We start from the raw sequence: 19,470 nt of genomic DNA on the forward strand, positions 1-19,470 counted from the left end.
AGTTGCGGGTTGATCAGCCTGGCAGTGGCGCAGGTGCGGATCTCGTGTGCGGGTGGGGAGTTGTGGGCGCGGGGTTGCGCGCTCACCCTGGTGACGTGGACAGCGAGAGCTATGCCCGCTTCCTCCCGGCTTCCTACCGGCGGCGGGCCTCCGAAGTGGCACCGACGTCGACGTGGTGGAACTGGCGGGGCGGTCGTGTGCACATCGCGCGCGCCGCGGCGCCGGAGGCGTCCGCGCGGGCGTTGGTCGTCCACGGAGCCGCCGGGTACTCGGCAGCGCTGTGGCCGGTGTGCGCGCCGATCGCCGGCATGGCTGAGGTGCTGATGCCCGACCTCCCGCCCTACGGCAGCAGCGTCGTCCCGCGCCCGGGGCGCATCCGCTACGGCGACTGGGTGGAGCTGCTGTGCGAGCTCGTCCTCGTCGAGAGCCGGCGCGACAACCGGCCGCTGGTGCTCGTCGGCGCGAGCATGGGCGGGATGCTGGCCTACGAGGTCGCCGCCCGCACCGGCCTGGCTTCGGCGGTGGTGGCGACCTGCCTGCTCGACCCGAGCGATCCGGTCGCCCGGCGACACGCCGCCCGCGGCGCCGTCGGCTCGGTCCCGCTCCCGGCGCTGGCTCTGCTGGAGCGGATCGCGGGAAGCGTGCGGGTGCCGATGCGCTGGTTGGCCGACGAGCACAAGATGAGTCGGAACCCCGAGCTGTCGGCGTTGTGCGCCGCCGATCCGAAGGGCGGTGGTGCGGCGACCCCGCTCGGACTGCTCACGAGCTTCGCGCGCTTCGAGCACACCCCACCCGAGAACTTCACGGACACGCCGGTGGTCCTCACCCATCCCGCAGCCGACGACTGGACGCCACCGGAGCTCAGCACCCGCTTCCTGGACCGGGTCAAAGCGCCCACAACGCTGGTGGTGCTGGAGAACTGCGGCCACTACCCGGCCGAGGAACCGGGCCTCACGCAGCTCGCCGAAACCCTCTACAGCCTCATCGGCAACACCCTCGGAGACTGCGCCCAAGCCTGAAACGGCGCGTCCGAAAGGGCGCTGTGCACGTCCCACCACCCGACCAGTGCTCACCTCCGCACGTCGACGGGTGGCGCAGCCCCGTGGGAACTGCGCTCGTTCCCGAGGCGTCAGGTCCACTCGGTCCCTCCCCTGTGGATGGGGCGGGGCGCCGCCCGGTCCCGGGCGGAACCAGCCCTGGACCGTCCACCGAGGACGGTTCAGGGCCGGTCGAGGGGGAGGGTCACTTGAGCTCAGCGCTGGACTTCCCGAGCAGGCGACGAGCGACGATGAGCTGCTGGATCTGCTGGGTGCCTTCGAAGATGTCGAGGATCTTCGAGTCGCGGGCCCACTTCTCCAGCAGCGATTCCTCGGTGTAGCCGACGGTGCCGCAGAGCTCGACGCAGCGCAGGGTGATGTCGACGACCGAGCGGCCGGCCTTGGCCTTGGCCATCGACGCCTGCAACGAGTTCGGCTTGCGGTTGTCGGCCATCCACGCGGCCTGCAACGTCAGCAGGTACGCGGCCTCGTAGTCGGCTTCCAGCTGCAGGTACGCGGCGGCAGCGGCGTGCTGGGAGTTGGCCGGCCGGTCGTAGTCGACCGTCACGCCCGCCTCGGCGAGGACCTTCGCGGTCTCCTCGAGGGCGGCGCGCGCGACGCCGATGGCCATCGCGGCGACCAGCGGACGGGTGTTGTCGAAGGTCTGCATGACCCCGGCGAAGCCCGACTTGGTGTCGATCTCCGGCGAGCCGAGCAGGTTCTCCTTCGGCACCCGGCAGTTGTCGAGCCGGATGACGGCGGTGTCGGAGGCCTTGATGCCGAGCTTGTGCTCCAGCCGCTCGACCTTGATGCCCGGTCGGGTCTTCTCCACCACGAAGGACTTGATCGCAGCGCGGCCGAGCGACTTGTCCAACGTGGCCCACACGACGACGGTGTCGGCGCGGGCGCCGGAGGTGACGAAGATCTTCTCGCCGTTGAGGACGTACTCGTCGCCGTCGAGCTCCGCGGTGGTGCCGATGTTGGCGGAGTCCGAGCCGGTGTGAGGCTCGGTGATGGCCATCGCGGCCCACACGTTGGCGAAGCGCTTGGCCTGCTCCTCGTTGGCGACCGAGGCGATCGCCGCGTTGCCCAGACCCTGGCGCGGCATGGCCAGCAGCATCGCCACGTCGCCCCAGCACATCTCCATGGTGCCCAGCACCAGGTTGAGGTTGGCGCCGTTGCGGTTGCCCTTCTGGCTGTCGTCACCGCTCTTGCGCACGCCGGCCGCGCCCGCGCCGCCCTCGCCGGACGAGTTGAGCCCGTCAAGCAGCGCCGCGAGGGTGTCGAGCTCCTTCGGGTACTCGTGCTCCGCCCGGTCGTACTTGCGCGAGATCGGGCGGAAGACCTCGGAAGCGGCCTGGTAGGCCTGGTTGACCAGCGCGGTCGCCTTCTTCGGGACCTCAAGGTTGATCATGGTTCAAGTCCTTCGCGTCTCGGAAGCCCTCAGACGAGGACCGCGCCTTCCATCACGCCGATGGCGCGCAGGTCTCGGTACCAGCGCTCCACGGGGTGCTCCTTGGTGTAGCCGTGGCCGCCGAGCAGCTGCACACCGGCGCTGCCGATGGCCATCCCCTTGTCGGTGGCCAGCTTCCGGGCCAGCGCGACCTCGCGGGCGTACGGCTTGCCCTGCTCGGCGCGGGCCGCAGCGCGCAGCGTGGTCAGGCGGATGCTCTCCAGTTCGATGCCGATGTCGGCGACGCTGAAGGCCACGGCCTGGCGGTGGCTGATCGGTTCGCCGAAGGCGGTGCGCTCGTTGACGTAGGGGATCACGTAGTCGAGCACGGCCTTGGCGGTGCCGGCCGCGAGCGCGGACCAGGCCAACCGGGACAGCCGCACCAGGTCGGTGAACACGGCCTGGTCGGCGCCGCCGAGCAGCGCGGTCTTCGGAACGTTGACCTGGTCCAGGTGCACCTTGCCGGTCGCGGCCGAGCGCAGGCCCATGGCGGGCTCGGACTCGACGGACAGCCCGGAGCTGGAGGATTCGACCAGGAACAGCGCGGCGCTGCCGTCGAGGTTCGCCGAGACGAGGAACAGCTCGGCTTGAGCGGCCCGCGGGACCAGCGACTTCACGCCGGTGAGCTGGTAGCCCTGCGGCGTGCGGGTGGCCGTGGTGGCCGGCTTGAACGGATCGGCGAGCGCGGTGCGCTCCTGCAGCGCCACGGCCGCGGCGGGCACGTTCTCACCGGTGAAGGCGGGCAGGTAGGTGGCCTGCTGGTCTTCGTCGCCCCACAGCGTCAGCGCGGTCGACACCGCCGACGGCGCGAGCACGGCGACGGCCAGGCCCATGTCGCCGTGCGCGAGGGCCTCGGTGACCAGCACGTTCGTCACCGCGGAGCGTTCGGTGCCGATACCGCCGAGGGATTCGGGGATGCCCACGACGCTCAAACCCAGCTCGGCGGAGCGCTCCAGCAGGCCCTCCGGCGGGCTGAGCTGCGCGTCGGCGTCGACGGCGGCCGGGCGCAGCTGCTCGGCGGCGAACTCGCGGACCGTCTCGGCGATGAGCGACTGCTCTTCGTCGGGTTCCAGGTCGAAGAGGTCCTTGGCCGGGGCCGGGGTGAGCCGGGCGGGCTTGTTGTGGCCCTGGATCTTCTTGAAGGACCTGGTGGCAGCGCCGGCGGCCCGGAAGCCGGTCCGGGTGCCGTTCTGCACCAGGTTCTCGAACTGCTTGCGCAGGCCGAACTTGTCGATGATCGGCGCGCTGGCGATCTTGGTCAGGGCAGCGAGGCCGAGGCCCATGGCGTCGCGCTTCCGGGCGCCGCCTGCCTGTCCGCGTTGGGCGTTTGACACGGTGCGTCTCCAATCGGCCGGCAACGGCCGGGCATTACCTACTGACGAGTAAAATAACGCGTCCCGGCACCGCCGCGCCAGAGACCTCGATCACGGCTTGCTTGCTTTTCCGCCCCGCGGATGGTTTGGGGTCCCCGGCTCCGCCGGACCGCCCGTCGCTGGTTCGCGCGCGTGAAGCGAGCGGTTAGTATCACTGGCCGGTTCTGTAGCGGGGGTCACATGTCGCTTGAGCAGCTCTACCTGGCGCTGCTCGCTGGCGGGTTGGTGCTGCTGGCGGGTGTGGCGGGCACCCGCGTCGCGCACGGAGCGGGACTGCCCAGCCTGCTGCTCTTCCTCGCGCTCGGCGTTCTGCTCGGCGAGGAAGGCATCGGGGTGCAGTTCGGCGATGCCGAGCTGGCCCGCAACCTGGGCACGGCCGCCCTCGGGATCATCCTCGTCGAAGGTGGCCTGACCACGGAGTGGTCGGACGTGCGCAAGCTCGTCGCGCCGGCCGGAGTGCTGGCCACGCTCGGCGTCGCCATCAGCGTGGTGGTCACCGCGACCGGAGCGCACTTCCTGCTGGGCATGAACTGGCAGCTGGCGCTGTTGCTGGGGGCGATCGTGTCCTCCACCGACTCGGCCGCGGTCTTCTCGGTCCTGCGCGTGCTCCCGCTGCCGCGAAGCGTGGCCGGGCTGCTCGAGGCCGAGTCGGGGTTCAACGACGCTCCGTCGGTGATCCTGGTGATGCTCTTCAGCGCGACACCGCTGGTCTTCGACCCGGGGCACCAGCTCCTGGAACTCGTCTACCAGTTGGCGGTCGGCGCGCTGATCGGCATGGGCGTCGGGTGGGTGGGTTCGGTGACGTTGCCGCGCATCGCCCTGCCTGCCTCCGGGCTCTACCCGCTGGCGGCGTTCGGGCTCGGGTTCGTGGCCTTCGCGGCATCCGGGACCGTGCGTGCCAGCGGTTTTCTCGGCGCCTACGTCGCCGGGTTGGTCCTGGCCAACAGCGGGCTGCCGCACCGGTCGGCGACCCGGTCGTTCGCCGAAGGTCTTGGCTGGCTCGCGCAGATCGGGTTGTTCGTGCTGCTCGGGCTGCTCGTCACGCCGTCCGGGCTGGTCGAGGAGGTCCTGCCCGCCTCGATCGTCGGTCTGGTGCTGCTGCTGTTCGCGCGGCCGGTGTCGGTCGTGCTGTGCCTGCTGCCGTTCCGGCTCCCGGTGCGGCAGCAGGCCTTCCTGTCCTGGGCGGGCCTGCGCGGGGCGGTGCCGATCGTGCTCGCCACCTTCCCCGTCACGCAGGGCGTTCCGGGCAGCGAGCGGCTGCTCGAGGTCGTGTTCGTGCTGGTCATGGTGTTCACGATCGTGCAGGGTCCGAGCCTGCGGCCGCTGGCGAGGTGGCTGCGGATCATCCCGCGCGAGTCCACCCGGGAGGTCCAGGTCGAAGCGGCTCCCCTGGACGTGCTCGACGCGGAACTGCTGTCGATGGCGGTGCCACCGGGCTCGGCGATGCACGCGGTCTCGGTCCGCGAACTCCGGCTTCCCGAGCCCGGCGTGGTGACGCTGATCATCCGCGACCGCAGCACCTTCGTGCCCAGCCCGGAGACGACCATCGAGGCGGGTGACGAGTTGTTCATCGTCACCACCGTCGCCCAGCGGCAGGCCACCGAGAACCGGCTGCGCGCCGTCAGCCGCAAGGGCCGCCTCGCGCACTGGTTCGGCGAGTACGGCGACCCCGGCTGAGGATCAGCTGGTGCGGCGCGCGACCTCGGCGGTGAGCACTTCGGACTCGTGGCGCGTGCGGATCTTGCCGAAGCTCCAGATCGTCACCGCGTGCGCCGCGGCCAACGCCAGCAGGAGCACGCCGAGCCGACCGACCACGGTCTTGGGTTCGCCACCCAGGTCCATCGGCAGGATCGCGATGAGCGCGACCAACCCGAGGGCTGCCAGGTGGAACACCACGGTGACCAGCTGGTTCAGCGGACCCGCGTTGTCACCCAGTTCACGCAGGTAGGCGGTTCCGCTGCGCCGCAGCAGATGTCCGTCCACCGCGACCAGGAGTGTTCCGGCGAGCACGAACGTCATCAACGATGCCATCGGGCGTCTCCTCTCCTCACCCGAGGCACTACCCGGAGATCCACTGGCCCGAAACGCGAGATCAACCGAAAGCACCAATCCGGGAATCACTCCAGCTGCGGTGCGCGCAGCGGTCGCAACCGCAGCCACAGCAGGAAGAGCCCGCCGACGACCAGCATCGACAGCCCCGTCCAGAGGTTGATGTTGACGCCCTGCGCCTTCTCGAGCTCGGCGGCGTCGGGGAAGAGCCCCGCGCCGCCGATGAGCACGCCGTAGACGAGGAACAGCGCGCCGATCACCGTGCGGACGTCGAACAACCGCGACGCCGTGCCGGACTGCCGCTCCAGGTCGGCGATCTCAGCCGCGTGGTGCGCGATTTCGGTGTCCTGGTGCGGGTTTTCAGCCATCGCGAGCTCCTAGTTCTTGGTGAGGGATCGCTTTGCTCCGCGGTGCGGGTGGCAGCGCCTGCTCGCGGTGCGAGCTGAGCCCTGCGCCCCCGTTCCTAGAGGGTGAACGGGACGTAGCAGGCTGCGGACAGCACCAGCGCGCCCCAGCCGAGCACGGCCGGCTTGCGGTACCAGGCGTCGTCCCCGGCGGCCGCCACGCCTTCGTCGCGTGCGGCGGCGCGGGTGTAGACCAGGCCTTCGAGCTCGGCGTCCGGCTTCGGCGTGGTGGCCAGCGCGATCGGCACGCTGACCAGCAGGTCCACCGCGAACGCGATCATCGATGCGGTCATGTTCGCGCCCTGGTCCGAGCCCATCTCGACGATCCCGGCCTGGTAGGCGAAGTAGAAGGCGATCGGTGCGGCCGTGCCCAGCAGCAGGCCCCAGAAACCGGCCTTGGCGGTCATCCGCTTCCAGAACAGCGCCAGGATGAACGTGGCGAACAGCGGGACGTTGAAGAACGCGAACAACGTCTGCATGTAGTTCATGATGTTGCTGAACGAGGCCGCCAGGAACGCGGTGCCCATGCCGATGACCACGCCGATCGCGGTGATGGCCCGGCCGACCCGCAGGTAGTGCGCGTCGGGCATGTGCGGCTTGATGTAGGCGCGCCAGATGTCGGTGGTGAACACCGTGTTGAAGCTGGAGACGTTGGCCGCCATCCCCGCCATGAACGAGGCCATCAGGCCGGTGACCGCGAGCCCGAGCACGCCGTTGGGCAGCAGGTCGCGCATCAGGATGGGGATCGCGTCGTTGTAGTCGTAGCCCCCGGTCTTGCCGATCGTCGGCTCGACGACGAGCGCGATGATGCCCGGCAGCACCACGATCAGCGGGATGAAGATCTTCGGGAACGCCGCGATCAGCGGAGTCCGCCGCGCTGCGGAGAGGTTCTTGGCCGACAGCGACCGCTGCACCTCGGCGAAGTTCGTCGTCCAGTAGCCGAAGGAGATCGCGAAACCGAGCCCGAGGGTGATGGTCAGCCAGTTGGTGCCCAGCGGGTTGGTCTCGCCGAACCCGGTCCCGGCCCAGGTGGACAGGAACATGTCGCCCTGCTGCGCGGTCACCTTCTCGACGAGCCCGGAGACCCCGCCGACGCGGGCGAGGCCGAGCGCGGTCAGCGGGACCAGCGCGGCGACGATGACGAAGAACTGCAGGACCTCGTTGTAGATCGCCGAGGACAGCCCGCCGATGACGATGTAGGCGAGGACGAAGACACCGGCCAGCAGGATCGAGATCGGCAGCGGCCAGCCCAGCAGCGCACGCAGCACGATCGCCAGCGCGTAGAGGTTCACCCCGGCGATCAGCACCGAGGCGACCGCGAAGATCACGGCGCTGAGCAGGTGCGACGAGCGGCTGAACCGCAGCAGCAGGAACTCCGGGACGCTGCGCACCTTCGAGTTGTAGTAGAAGGGCATCATCACCAGGCCGAGGAAGACCATGGCCGGGATCGCGCCGATCCAGTACCAGTGCACGGTGTAGGCGCCGTACTGGGCGCCGTTGGCCGCCATGCCCAGGATCTCGGTGGCACCGAGGTTCGCCGAGACGAACGCGAGCCCGGTGACCCACGCGGGAAGTGCTCGCCCCGCCAGGAAGAAGTCAAGGCTGTTGCTGACGCTGCGCCGGGCGGCCAGGGCGATGCCGAGGACCACGGCGAAGTAGATGACCAGGATCAGCGTGTCCAGCCAGTTCATCGACAACCTGAGGTCGCCCGCTGCCAGCACCATGGTTCCCATCCCGTTCGTCGCTGCGGGTGTTCGAACTGTCGAACATCGTTCGGCACGCTACGGGAGCGGCGCGCCACCGGTCAATCAGCCTTTCGCAGTGCGGGTCTGTGGTCCGTTCGGCCGTGAACCCTTGTGTCGCCGAAACTTTCGAGCACTCCACAGTGGATCTGGTTCCGGGCCGGCGGACCGGGGGGCGTCGCGGGGGTCTTCCGGCGAGAGCGGAGGCGTACACGCAGGAGGCCGGGCGGAAACGGCCCGCGTGCGGCTGCTGATCACCTACACTTCGCCGCGACATGCGCGCCGAGCGGGGAGAGGGCACGTGGCGACCTGGGAAGACCTGAGCACGTTCATCCGGTCCGAGTACCTGCCGGCGCCGGAGGACGATGACGACGACCTCGAGGAAGAGCCGGAGTACCGGATCATCGAGTTCAGCGACGAGGAGATCCGCATCCTCGTCGAGTACGAGGACGACCGCAGCCAGATCGTCATCGTGGCCCGCGAACGCCTCGACGACAGCGAGGACTGGGTCCAGGTGGTCTCGGTGATCGGCCGCGCCGATCAGGTCGACCTGCACGAAGTCCTCGCGGAGCTGGGGCAGACCTCGGTGGTGTGCGGGGCGGTGCTCATCGGTGAGCACCTGGTGCTCCGGCACGCGGTCCCGCTGCTGAACCTCGACATCAACGAGTTCGTCGACCCGCTGAACTTCGTCGCCGAAACCGCCGACCACCTCGAAGAGGTGTTCTTCCGCGAGGACGACCACTGAGCGTGCCGGTCAGTCGGGGCGTCCGGCGATGGCGACCGTGACACCCAGGCCGACCATCGCGGCGCCGCCGGTGCGGTTCAGCTGCGTGATCCGCCGCGGTGAGCGGCCGAACCAGCTGCGCGCGGCGGACGCGGTGAGGCCCCAGGTGCCGTCGGAGGCCAGCTGCAGCAACGCACCCGCGAGGCCCAGCACGAGCATCTGCGCGATGACGCCGCCCGCCTCGCGGTCGACGAACTGCGGCAGCACCGCCATGAGGAACACGATGCTCTTCGGGTTGCTGACCCCGACCAGCACGCCTTCCCAGACCCGGCGCTGCCCGGGAACCGGCGACACGTCACCCCTCTCAGGCCGCGGGGCACGCAGGGCCTGCACGCCCAGCAGGACCAGGTAGGCGGCACCGGCCAGCTTGACCGCGGTGAACACCAGCGCGGACTGCGCCACCACAGTGCCCAGCCCGAAGGCCACCGCGATGACCAGCACGTACCCGCCCAGCGCGTTGCCCAGAGCCGAAGCCAGCGCGGCACGGCGGCCGTGCGCGAGAGCCCGGCTGACGACGAAGAGCACGCTGGGCCCGGGAACGGCCGACAGCACCAACGACATCGCGCAGAACGCGATCAGTCCCTGCAGGTCAACCACCTGTCGAGGATGGCACGCGGATCAGCCGGCCGGGGCCGGAACGCTTATGGTGGCCACCAGACGGAGCAGTTGAGGAGGCGTAGCGGATGCCCGCGACCGCGGCGACCATCGCGACCCCGGGCCGCCGCAACGAGGACCACTTCGCGATCGGCCCGAACTGGGCGTTCGTCCTCGACGGTGCCACCGCTCCCTCGGGGGTCGACAGCGGGTGCGCCCACGACGTCGTCTGGCTCGTGCGGCAGCTCGGCGGAGCACTGGCGGACCTGCTCACCACCAGCGACGCCCCGCTCGCCGACGTCCTCGCCGAGTCGATCGACCGGGCCCGCGCGGCGCACGCCGACACCTGCGACCTGAACAACCCGAACAGCCCGTCCTCGACGGCCACGCTGCTGCGGCTGCGCGAGCAGGCCGAGTACCTGGTGCTCGCCGACAGCCCGTTGGTGCTCGACGTCGACGGTGAGGTCCGCCCGATCGTCGACGACCGCATCGACCGCCTCCCGAGCTACACCCGCGATGCGGTCGCCGGACTTCGCAACTCCCCGGACGGCTTCTGGGTCGCGTCGACCGATCCCGAAGCGGCGCAGCACGCCGTGACCGGCACCACGGCCCCGTTCCGCAGGGCTGCGTTGCTCACCGACGGAGCGTCCCGCTACGTCGACCACTTCGGCTTCGCCGACTGGGCGGGCCTGCTCGACCTCCTCGACGACCGAGGTCCGAGCGCGCTGCTCGCCGAGGTCCGGAACGCTGAAACCACCGCGACCCCGCCGCGCAGGGCCAAGTTCCACGACGACGCCACGGTCGTCCACTGGGTCACCGACGCCGGGTGACCGGTCGCAGCAGGCGTCGGAGGGTCATGGCGTCGTGCGGCGCGTGGGCCTTGATGTCGTTGTCGAAGTAGGCGTAGATGTCGCGCCCCCTGGTCTTGGGGGCCGGCTCGGCGACGGTGTGGTCGGTGGTGGGCGCACCGCCGCGGCGCCACGCCTGGATCAGCTCGGCCCAGCCGCGGAGGGCCTCCTCGCCGTAGCCGCTGGCGTAGAGCTCCTCGGCCCCGTGGAAGCGCAGGTAGACGAAGTCGCTGGTGACGTCCTCCAGGTACGGCCAGCTCCCGGCGGCGTCGGCGACGACGAGACCGATGTCGTGCTCCCGCAGCAAGTCCACGGCCTCGGGTGTGGCGAAGCTCGGGTGCCGGACCTCCAGGGCGTGGCGGATCGGCCGGTCCGCGTCGGTCTCGGTCAACGCGCGCCCGTCCAGCCGTTCGTCGTGCCGCGCGGCCAGTTCCGCAGCCTGCCCGCTGCTGCGCGGCAGCAGCGAGAAGAACTCCACGAGCCGGTCCGGTTCGCACTGCAAGGTCGGCGGCAGCTGCCACAACATCGGGCCGAGCTTGTCGCCCAGCGCCAGCACACCGGATGCCAGGAAGTTCGCCAGCGGGACCTCGGCGTCGCGCAGCCGCTTCATGTGCGTGATGTAGCGGCTGCCCTTCACCGAGAACACGAACTCGTCGGGGGTCTGCTCGGCCCACTTCCGGTAGTTCTCCGGCCGCTGCAACGAGTAGAACGAGCCGTTGATCTCCACGCTGTTCATCCGCTCGGCCAGGTGCGCCAACTCCTGCCCGCGCCGCAACCCCTCCGGGTAGAACGGCCCGTGCCACGGCCCGTAAACCCACCCCGAGGTGCCCACTCGAACCTGACCCGCCACCGCCCCACGCTAACCCGATCGAGACCTGGTTGCCGGGCACCGCACCTCCTCTCGGAACACCTCGGAGTGCCAACACCGTTCGGGTGAGAGGGCGTGAACGTCCGGTGGGCGGGTCTGCTCTCCCGAGCGGTGGCCCGCGGAACACTCGCGCGCCACGACGCTGACCCGGTGCGGAAGTCCTCGTGAGCGCTGCGGAAGCCCGTTCCCGGGAGCCGTCCGGCGGCGCTGTCCCGGGCGGGTGAGGCGGCACGTGCGTGCGCGGAGAGGTCGTGACGGCATGAGCGGGGAACAGCGCAGCGCGGTCGGAGCTGTGTCGGTGATCGGCGGGTCCTGTGGGTGGTCCTCGGTCTGGTGCTCGGGTGGCCTGCGGCGGTGTGGGTGCCCCTGGCCGTGGGGACCGCCCTCGAGCTGGTTGCTGGCCGGGCCGATCAGCGAAGGGCTGCACCGGCGACGACTCGCCACGCCCCAGCCGGTTCCCACTCCCGTCGCAGTGGTCGAACCTCCGGCACCGAGCCGGTGCGCGATCGCGCACGCGTCCCTGTCGAGCGCGAAACCCGACTACCGGTACGACTTCTCGTGCACCGCGTGGTGGCGCCGGACGTCGCCCGAGCCCGGCATCCCGCACGCGGACCCGGGCGGCCTGGCGATCGACGTGGTCGTGGAGCAGGCGCGCCAGCTGGCCGCACCCGTGCCACCGGAGGAGGTCGAGATCGCCCGGACGAAGCTCACCTCGTACCTGGGCGTGGTGCGCACGGATCCGACAGGGCACGTGGAGGTGTGGGCGGCCGACGTGGGGTTGCGGCTGCCGGAGCCCCACGCCGACAGGTTGCGGCGGCTCGCCGATGTCCGCAAGGAGGAGGAGGTCTGCGAGCACGAGCGCGACCACGAGCGCGCGAAACGCTCTCCCTCGGTGAGGACGTGCTCAAGAGCACGGGCAGCGCCCTGGTGTGGTGGCTGGCCCGCGACGAGAGCCAGGTCGACGACGCGGTCGCGAAGATCCCGAACCTGCGCACGCTCACGGCCGCCGCGCACGACGACCGGGTTCCCGAGCTGGAGCGCGGTCCCGAGGAGCACCTCCTCGCACTTGTCCGGGGCTTGCAGCCCGACGACGAGGACGAACGGGCGTTGCTGTCCGACAGCACCGCCTCCACGCTCGAGGTGCGCGGGCACGGCGACCTCGCGGCGAAGATCCGCGCGGAGTTCGCCCCGCGAGCGCCGGATCCGCAGACCCACGGCCACGTCCCCGCCGGAAGCGGCTGAACGAGCAGAAGGGCACCTCCGGCTGGTGCCGGAGGTGCCCTTCGAACCTGGTGCTCAGCTGCTGCGTGCGGCGGAGGCCTCGAGAGCCCGGCGGACGAGCACCTGGGCCAGGTGGCGGCGGTAGTCCGCGCTGGCCGTGGGCTGGTCCGGGGGAGAGGTGTTCTCAGCCGCGCGCTGCGCTGCTTCGGCGGGGTTGGCGCCGGCGGCGAGGGCTTCCTCGACGCCGGCGGCGCGCATCGGGGTGGGGCCCATGTTGACCAGGGCGACGCGGTCACCCGCGACCGCCACGCCGACGACCGCCCAGTCGATGGCGCGCTTGGTGAACTTCTGGAAGTCCCAGCCCTGCTTCGGGTTCTTCTCGACGCGGATCTCCACCAGCAGCTCGTCCTCGCCGAGCGAGGTCTCGAAGAAGTCGGTGAAGAACTCCGTGATCGCGATCTCCCGGGTACCCGACGGGCCCTGGGCCACCAGAACAGCGTCCAGCGCCAGCGCCACCGCCGGCAGGTCCGACGCCGGGTCGCCGTGGACCAGGGAACCGCCGATGGTGCCGCGGTGGCGGACCTGCGGGTCACCGATGGTGCCCGCGGCGTGGGCCAGCAGCGGGACCTCCCGCTGCAGCAGCTCCGAGTGCTCGACGTCGTGGTGCCGCGTCAGGGCACCGATGCGGATCTGCGAACCCTCCTCGCGGATGTAGGACAGGTCGCGCAGCCCACCGACGTCGATGACGACCTCCGGCACCGCCAGCCGCAGCTTCATCAGCGGCAGCAGGGAGTGGCCGCCCGCCAGCAGTTTCGCGTCGTCACCGTGCTCGGAGAGCAGGTTCAGCGCCTCGTCGACGGTCGTGGCTCGCTTGTAGGTGAACGTCGCAGGGATCATTCCGCGGCCCCCTGCTTCTCCTGGGCCGCGTCGAGCACGGCTTGGACGATGTTGTGGTAACCGGTGCAGCGGCAGAGGTTGCCCTCCAGCCCGGACCGCACGTCGGCCTCGCTCGGGTTCGGGTTCTCCTCCACCAGCGACACCGAGGCCATCACCATGCCCGGCGTGCAGTAACCGCACTGCAGGCCGTGGTTCTTCTGGAACGCGCGCTGCATCGGGTGCAGCTGCTCGCCGTCCGACAGGCCCTCGATCGTGGTGACCTCGTGGCCCTCGGCCTGGGCGGCCAGGACGGTGCAGGACTTCACCGACTCACCGTCGAGCAGGACCGTGCACGCACCGCACGACGTCGTGTCGCAGCCGATGTTGGTGCCGGTCAGCTCGCAGCCGTCGCGCAGGTACTGGACGAGCAGGGCGCGGTCCTCCACCTCGTGGGTCCGCTGCTCGCCGTTGACGTTGATCGAAACTTGCACGAAGGAACTCCTCAGGCTTCTCAGGTGCTCGGCACCTGGACGATCAGCGGTTGTTCTACGCCTGGTTGATGGCGTTCCACACCTTTTCGGGGGTGGTCGGCATGTCGATGTGCCGGACGCCGAGGTGGGACAGGGCGTCGATCACGGCGTTGTGCACCGCGGGAGTCGCCCCGATGGTCCCGGCCTCGCCGATGCCCTTGACACCCAACGGGTTCAGGGTGGTGGGCGTTTCCATCGTCAGCAGCTCGAAGCTGGGCAGCTCGGCGGCGGTGACGATCGCGTAGTCGGCGAAGCTGGCGTTCTGCGGGTTGCCGTCGGCGTCGTAGGAGACCTCCTCCAGCAACGCCTGCGCCGCGCCCTGCGCGATGCCGCCGTGCCGCTGGCCCTCGGTGAGGACCGGGTTCACGATCACACCGGCGTCGTCGACCGTGACGTGCCGCAGGTAGTCGACCTTGCCGGTCTCCACGTCGACCTCGACCACCGCGAGGTGGCTGCCGAACGGGAAGGTCGGGCGGTCCTCCACGAAGTGCACGTCGGCGGCCAGGCCTTCGTCGGCCTTCTGCGCCAGTTCGGCCCACGAGACGGCGACGTTGGGGGCGCCGCGCACCTGCCACGTGCCGTCGGTGAGCTCGATGTCGGCTTCGTCGCTCTCGATCACCTCGGCGGCCAGCTTGCGGGCCTTCTCCTTGACGTCGACCGCCGCGCGGTGCACCGCGGTCCCGCCGAGCTGCAGCGAGCGGGAGCCCATGGTGCCGACGCCCTTGGGGATCAGGTCGGTGTCGCCGTGCACCACCTCGATCTTGTCCAGGTCGATGCCCAGCTGCTCGGACACCAGCATCGCGAACGACGTCCAGTGGCCCTGGCCGTGCGCGGAGCTGCCGGTGAGGACCAGGGCGCTGCCGTCCGGGCGGATCTCGACGTGCCCGGTCTCGCCCTCGGTGTTGTTCGGCGCGGTGATCTCCACGTAGCTGGCCAGGCCGATGCCCAGCTGCTTGGTGGCCCCCTCGGCCCGGCGCTTGGCCTGCTCCTCGCGCAGCGAGGCGTAGTCGGCGGCCTCCAGCACGGAGTCGAGCCCCTTGATGTACTCGCCGCTGTCGTAGAGCATCCCGCCTGGCGTCTGGTACGGGAACTGGTCGGGCTTGACCAGGTTGGTGCGCCGCACGTCGGCCGGGTCTGCGCCGATCTCGGCGGCGAAGAGGTCGATCGCCCGCTCGATCGCGGCGGTGGCCTCCGGGCGTCCCGCGCCCCGGTACGCGCCGATCGGCGTGGTGTTGGTGACCACGGTCTGCGCCCGCGACTCCACCTTCGGGATGTCGTAGACGCCGCTGGCCATCATCTGCGTGAACACCGGCAGGAACGCGCCCATCCGCGGGTAGGCGCCGACGTCCTGCACGATCTCCAGCCGGTAGGCCTGGACCGTCCCGTCGCGCCGGCCGCCGATGGTGACCACGTGCCGCTGCGCGCGGCCGTGGGTCATCGCCACGAGGTTCTCGCTGCGGGTCTCGACCCACTTGACCGGCTTGCCGATCTTCCTCGAGACCAGCGACAGCAGCGCGGCCTCCTGCTCGGAGCCGATCTTCGCGCCGAAACCACCGCCGACGTCGGGCGTGATCACCCGCAGCTTCTCCTGCGGCAGGCCGAGGTTGGCCATCAGCTCGTCGCGGCAGGACTGCGCGTTCTGGTTGGACAGCCAGAGCGTGACCTTCTCGCCCTCCCAGGCGCAGGCGGCCGAGCGGCCTTCCAGGGAGGCCGCGGCGACGCGCTGGTTGACGACCTGCTTGCTGACCACGACCTCGCACTCGTCGAAGAGCGAGTCGTCGAGTTCCCCGGCGGTGCCGATGACGTTGGTGCCTGCTTCCGGGAACACCAGCTTCTCGCCGGCCAGCGCCTCGTCGAGGTCGATCACCGGGTCCAGCGGGTCGTAGTCGATGGAGACCACCTCCGCCGCGTCCTCGGCTTGGCCCAGGGTTTCGGCGACGACGGCCACGACCGGTTCGCCGACGTAGCGGACCACGCCCTTGGCGAGGTGCGGCCGGTCCAGCCCGGGTGGTGTCGGGCCGGAGAGGCTGCCGCCCGAGGCGTAGGGCGGCAGGTCGACGTCGTCGGCGGTGAACACGCCGTGCACGCCGGGAGCCGCCTTGGCCTCGTCGACGTCCACTTCGGTGATGGTGGCGTGGGCCAGCGGACTGCGGACGAACAGGACGTGCAGTGCGCCCTGCAGGGCGGGTTCACGCAGGTCGTCCACGTAGGTGCCGCCGACTGTGAGAAGGCGTGGGTCTTCGACACGTTGGACCCGGGTGCCGAGAATGCTCAAAGCTGCCTCGCAGTCAACAGGATCAGAAGTTCGGGAACCACACAGGAGTCTTGTGCTCCGGACTGTGAGCCACAAGACTTGACGCGCGAAGAATCAGCGTGTCGTGGATTTCGCGGGACGAGGAGAGCGACCCGCGTGTGGGCCGTTCGAGTGAACCAGCACTGTGACAACGTTGGATGTCACAGTACGGCCTGACAACCTCCAAGGGTGTGGTGTTCGATCTTGGTATGACCTCGTTCCTCCAGCAGGCGCCGGGAACCTCCCCGGCGGGCGCGGATCTGGGACAGATCCTCATCGCCTCCGGCAGTGCCGGTCTGCTGGCCGTCGTGCTGTGCGCGCTCGGCTACGGCCACCGGACGGGGAAGATCAGGGTGCTGGCCGCGCTCGCCGAGCGTTCCGAGCACTCCTGGCTGTTACGAGGACTGCCCGGCTGGTCGGCGCTGCCGCTGCGGCTCGCGCTGCTCTCGCAGCTGGTGACGCTGGTGGGCCTCTACTGGGACATCGCGCTGCGCATCACCCAGGGACGCGGCGCCGGCCCGCTGGCCAACTCCGCGCACTACCCGATCCTGTTCGGACTCTTCGGGCTCTGCGTCGCCGGAACGCTGGCGATGGTGCTGCCGGTGGGCGAGCACCCCGGCCGCGCGGCCCTGCGCCTCTCCGGGTGCTGGCAAGCGCCCACCAGCGGACTGCTGCTCGGGCTCGCGGGGTTCTTCTCGCTGCTGGGCTTCCCGCTCGACGCCGTGTGGCAGCGGCTCTTCGGCCAGGACGTCACGTTGTGGGGACCCGCGCGGCTGATCATCATCGGCGGCGTCTCGTTGTCGCTGGTGGCGATGGCCCTGCTGGAGCGCGAAGGCCGGTTCGTGCGCACCGGGCGCGCCGAGACCATGCGCGCGCTCTACGTCCGGCGCGGCCTGCTGTGCGGGGCGCTGCTGGTCGGGTTGTCGCTGTTCCAGGCCGAGTGGGACTTCGGCGTCCCGCAGTTCCGGATGGTCTTCCAGCCGCTGCTGATCGCCGTGGCCGCGGGCTGCGCGCTGGTGGCCGCCCGGCTGTGGGTCGGCCGCGGCGGAGCGCTGCTCGCCGTGGCGCTGTTCCTGCTGACCCGCGGCGGCATCGCGCTGCTGGTCGGCCCGGTGCTCGCCGGGCCCGCGCAGGCGGTGCCGCTGTACGTGGTCGAGGCGCTGTGCGTGGAGATCGCCGCGGTGGCGTTGGCGCGACGACCACTCGTGCTGGGGGTGTTCTCCGGTCTGCTGATCGGCACCATCGGCTACACCAGCGAGTACGTGTGGACCGCGGCCGCCTACCGGTTGCCCTGGTCGCCGGACATGCTGCCCGAAGGCGTGCTGATGTCGCTGCTCGGCGGCGTCTGCGGCGGTCTGCTCGGCGCGTTGCTGGTGCGAGCGCTGCGCGGGGAGCTGCCGCCCGCGAGGGTGCGCCGTGGGGTGTTCGCGGTGGCCCTGACCGGCATCGCGGCCGCGGTCGTCAACGGGCTGGTCGGCGCCGCGCCGGGCGACGTCCGCGCGACCGTCGCGATCGACGAGCTGACCTCGCAGGCCGAGGTGCGCATCGAGCCCGCACCGATCGCTCAGCACCCCACCTGGTTGACCATCACCGGCTGGCAAGGCGGTGCGCTGCACGTCGACCGGCTCACCGAGGTCGCTCCCGGTGTCTACCGCACCAACGAACCGGTGCCGGCGCACGGTCCGTGGAAGACGATCATCAGGTTGCACTCCGGACGCGCGATTCTCGCGACCCCGGTGCACTTCCCCCCCGACCCGGCACGCGGCAAGCCCGGTGTCGCCACGCCCTCCCAGTTCACCCGCGAGGCGATGCCGGAGTACCAGCTGCTGCGGCGTGAAACCGCTCCCGGCGTTCCGAGCTGGCTGTGGCCGGCGGCTTCGTCGGTGGTCGTGGCCGGCTCACTGGCCTACGTGCTCGCGCTGGCCTGGGGCGGTCAGCGCATCGGCCGGGCCATCTCCGGCCCGCCCTGCGCCGAACGCGACCAGCCGGGCTCGCGGCTCGCCACCGAGGCGTCCTAGCGCCCTTTCGGGGGACGAGCGGGTGATCGTTCTATGTGGCACTTGTCACATTCCGCCGTGGCGGGCAGAGTCGAGGCTGAGCTTCCCCACCTAGGCGTGAGAGGTGTTCGCCGATGGCCTCGACGACGACCGAACTGGCCGAGTTCCAGCGGGTCCTGACGCAGCTGAAGGCCCGTGCCGGGGCGTTGCGGCAGCGCTACGGCGACGCGGCCGTGGTCCGCCGGATCCACAACGACATCGAGCGGCTCGACATCGACACCGCTGAACTCTCCACCGTTCTGCCGGCGCCCCGCCACAGCGAGGAGATCAACACCGACGTGGTGATCGTGCCGGACACGCCCTACGACCCGTCGCTGTGGCAGGACGCCGACGACGAGGGGCTCGGGGGCCACCCGCGGCGCTGACGAGCCGCCCGTTCCACCCGTGAGGCCGCGCCGGAGCACCGCGCGGCCTCCGAGGTTGCACCGGATGGGGGACTACCTGGCGGCCTGTGACCTGATCCACAATGATCGGCCTCATGGTGAGCACGTCGGACGACTCACGACAACGAGGTCAACGCATGTCCGCACCCGCTAGCGCCGCCACCGGCCGCCCCCGCATCGGTGCGCGCACCTTGCGCGACGACCGCTGGTGGCTCCCGCCGTTGGCGACCTTCCTCGGCCTGATGGCCTTCGTGGTCTACGGCTTGATCCGCACGTTCATGAACGCGTGGTACTGGGTCCCGGAGCACAACTACCTGGCGCCGTTCTTCTCGCCCTGCCTGTCGGCGGCCTGCGTGCCGGGCGCGAGCCACTTCGGGCAGCCCTTCCCGGACCTCGGCTGGCTGGTACCGCCGCCGATCTTCGTGCTGCCGTTCGTGCTCGGGTTCCGGCTGACCTGCTACTACTACCGCAAGGCCTACTACCGGTCGTTCTGGGCGTCGCCGCCGGCCTGCGCGGTGAGCGAGCCGCACAGCCGCTACACCGGCGAGACGCGGTTCCCGCTGATCCTGCAGAACGCGCACCGCTACTTCTTCTACGTGGCCATGCTGGTCGCGGCGGTGCTGACCTACGACACCGTGATCGCCTTCAAGGGCACCGACGGTGGGGTCGGGATCGGGTTGGGCACGCTGCTGATGGTGGTCAACGTGTCCCTGCTGTGGGCGTACACGCTGTCCTGCCACTCCTGCCGCCACCTCATCGGCGGCCGGCTCACCCACTTCTCCCGCCACCCGGTGCGCTACTGGCTGTGGACGAAGATCAGCTGGCTCAACGGCAGGCACATGCTGCTGGCCTGGAGCTCGCTGGTCTCGGTCGCGCTGGTCGACCTGTACGTGATGTTGGTGGCCAGCGGCGCCATCGCCGATCCCAGGTTGTTCAACTGATGGTCCGGGGTGATCCG

19 protein-coding genes are annotated in these 19,470 nt (G+C 70.4%); 8 read left to right on the forward strand and 11 right to left on the reverse strand.

The window, feature by feature from the left end; translation table 11 throughout:
• Window positions 1–95 precede the first annotated feature (95 nt).
• The gene (locus EIL87_RS16795) at window positions 96–1,019 is read left to right on the forward strand and encodes an alpha/beta fold hydrolase (protein ID WP_125091464.1); all 924 of its coding nucleotides are present in this window, start codon (window positions 96–98) and stop codon (window positions 1,017–1,019) included.
• A gap of 223 nt (window positions 1,020–1,242) precedes the next feature.
• Here EIL87_RS16795 and EIL87_RS16800 read toward each other — a convergent pair whose 3' ends face one another.
• Together EIL87_RS16800 and EIL87_RS16805 are read right to left on the reverse strand one after the other, a co-directional pair.
• On the reverse strand, window positions 1,243–2,451 hold the full coding sequence (locus tag EIL87_RS16800; protein WP_125091465.1) for an acyl-CoA dehydrogenase family protein: 1,209 nt from the start codon (window positions 2,449–2,451) through the stop codon (window positions 1,243–1,245).
• Window positions 2,452–2,480: 29 nt separating this feature from the next.
• Window positions 2,481–3,773, reverse strand: a complete 1,293-nt coding sequence (locus tag EIL87_RS16805) for an acyl-CoA dehydrogenase family protein (protein ID WP_125091610.1) — start codon at window positions 3,771–3,773, stop codon at window positions 2,481–2,483.
• Window positions 3,774–4,043: 270 nt separating this feature from the next.
• On the opposite strand from EIL87_RS16805, the gene EIL87_RS16810 reads away from it, so the two are divergent.
• A complete protein-coding gene (locus tag EIL87_RS16810) occupies window positions 4,044–5,540 on the forward strand; it encodes a potassium/proton antiporter (RefSeq protein WP_125091466.1) in 1,497 nt (498 codons plus the stop codon).
• A 3-nt stretch (window positions 5,541–5,543) separates the two neighbouring features.
• Here the strand turns inward: EIL87_RS16810 and EIL87_RS16815 are convergent, their stop codons facing one another.
• The 3 genes from EIL87_RS16815 to EIL87_RS16825 form a co-directional block, all read right to left on the reverse strand.
• Complete coding sequence (locus tag EIL87_RS16815) at window positions 5,544–5,894, reverse strand: hypothetical protein (RefSeq protein WP_125091467.1); 351 nt, start codon at window positions 5,892–5,894, stop codon at window positions 5,544–5,546.
• Between the two features lie 86 nt (window positions 5,895–5,980).
• On the reverse strand, window positions 5,981–6,280 hold the full coding sequence (locus tag EIL87_RS16820) for a hypothetical protein (protein ID WP_125091468.1): 300 nt from the start codon (window positions 6,278–6,280) through the stop codon (window positions 5,981–5,983).
• Window positions 6,281–6,375: 95 nt separating this feature from the next.
• On the reverse strand, window positions 6,376–8,040 hold the full coding sequence (locus EIL87_RS16825) for a sodium:solute symporter family protein (protein ID WP_125091469.1): 1,665 nt from the start codon (window positions 8,038–8,040) through the stop codon (window positions 6,376–6,378).
• A 319-nt stretch (window positions 8,041–8,359) separates the two neighbouring features.
• On the opposite strand from EIL87_RS16825, the gene EIL87_RS16830 reads away from it, so the two are divergent.
• Complete coding sequence (locus EIL87_RS16830) at window positions 8,360–8,803, forward strand: hypothetical protein (protein ID WP_233576312.1); 444 nt, start codon at window positions 8,360–8,362, stop codon at window positions 8,801–8,803.
• Window positions 8,804–8,812: 9 nt separating this feature from the next.
• On the opposite strand, the gene EIL87_RS16835 is transcribed toward EIL87_RS16830, so the two are convergent.
• Complete coding sequence (locus EIL87_RS16835) at window positions 8,813–9,439, reverse strand: LysE family translocator (RefSeq protein ID WP_407690546.1); 627 nt, start codon at window positions 9,437–9,439, stop codon at window positions 8,813–8,815.
• A gap of 86 nt (window positions 9,440–9,525) precedes the next feature.
• On the opposite strand from EIL87_RS16835, the gene EIL87_RS16840 reads away from it, so the two are divergent.
• Window positions 9,526–10,266 (forward strand): protein phosphatase 2C domain-containing protein, encoded by a 741-nt coding sequence (locus EIL87_RS16840; RefSeq protein ID WP_125091470.1) that lies wholly within the window; start codon window positions 9,526–9,528, stop codon window positions 10,264–10,266.
• Here EIL87_RS16840 and EIL87_RS16845 read toward each other — a convergent pair.
• The gene (locus tag EIL87_RS16845) at window positions 10,250–11,134 is read right to left on the reverse strand and encodes a DUF72 domain-containing protein (protein WP_125091471.1); all 885 of its coding nucleotides are present in this window, start codon (window positions 11,132–11,134) and stop codon (window positions 10,250–10,252) included. The two genes, EIL87_RS16840 and EIL87_RS16845, sit on opposite strands and share 17 nt — an antisense overlap.
• Before the next feature lie 558 nt (window positions 11,135–11,692).
• The gene (locus tag EIL87_RS26855; RefSeq protein ID WP_158628654.1) at window positions 11,693–11,863 is read right to left on the reverse strand and encodes a hypothetical protein; all 171 of its coding nucleotides are present in this window, start codon (window positions 11,861–11,863) and stop codon (window positions 11,693–11,695) included.
• Between the two features lie 189 nt (window positions 11,864–12,052).
• Here EIL87_RS26855 and EIL87_RS16850 point away from each other — a divergent pair, with 189 nt between their 5' ends.
• The gene (locus EIL87_RS16850; RefSeq protein WP_125091472.1) at window positions 12,053–12,394 is read left to right on the forward strand and encodes a hypothetical protein; all 342 of its coding nucleotides are present in this window, start codon (window positions 12,053–12,055) and stop codon (window positions 12,392–12,394) included.
• A 54-nt stretch (window positions 12,395–12,448) separates the two neighbouring features.
• Here EIL87_RS16850 and EIL87_RS16855 read toward each other — a convergent pair whose 3' ends face one another.
• From EIL87_RS16855 to EIL87_RS16865, 3 genes are read right to left on the reverse strand one after another with little or no spacing between them, the layout of a single operon-like run.
• Window positions 12,449–13,270 carry an FAD binding domain-containing protein gene (locus EIL87_RS16855; protein WP_125091473.1) on the reverse strand — a complete coding sequence of 274 codons (822 nt, stop codon included), beginning with the start codon at window positions 13,268–13,270 and terminating at the stop codon, window positions 12,449–12,451.
• Complete coding sequence (locus EIL87_RS16860; RefSeq protein WP_125091474.1) at window positions 13,267–13,740, reverse strand: (2Fe-2S)-binding protein; 474 nt, start codon at window positions 13,738–13,740, stop codon at window positions 13,267–13,269. The genes EIL87_RS16855 and EIL87_RS16860 overlap by 4 nt, the downstream gene beginning before the upstream one ends.
• Before the next feature lie 55 nt (window positions 13,741–13,795).
• Window positions 13,796–16,054, reverse strand: coding sequence for a xanthine dehydrogenase family protein molybdopterin-binding subunit (locus tag EIL87_RS16865; RefSeq protein ID WP_125091475.1), 2,259 nt, complete (start codon window positions 16,052–16,054; stop codon window positions 13,796–13,798).
• 227 nt (window positions 16,055–16,281) lie between these two features.
• Between EIL87_RS16865 and EIL87_RS16870 the strand changes: the two genes are divergently transcribed.
• The 3 genes from EIL87_RS16870 (at window position 16,282) to EIL87_RS16880 (ending at window position 19,453) form a co-directional block, all read left to right on the forward strand.
• A complete protein-coding gene (locus tag EIL87_RS16870; protein WP_233576313.1) occupies window positions 16,282–18,090 on the forward strand; it encodes a hypothetical protein in 1,809 nt (602 codons plus the stop codon).
• Between the two features lie 113 nt (window positions 18,091–18,203).
• A complete protein-coding gene (locus EIL87_RS16875; protein ID WP_125091477.1) occupies window positions 18,204–18,494 on the forward strand; it encodes a hypothetical protein in 291 nt (96 codons plus the stop codon).
• Between the two features lie 155 nt (window positions 18,495–18,649).
• Entirely contained in the window at window positions 18,650–19,453 is an 804-nt protein-coding gene (locus EIL87_RS16880) for a hypothetical protein (protein WP_125091478.1), read from the forward strand.
• Window positions 19,454–19,470: the final 17 nt, after the last annotated feature.

It is taken from the genome of Saccharopolyspora rhizosphaerae, assembly GCF_003931915.1.
Classification (GTDB): domain Bacteria; phylum Actinomycetota; class Actinomycetes; order Mycobacteriales; family Pseudonocardiaceae; genus Saccharopolyspora; species Saccharopolyspora rhizosphaerae.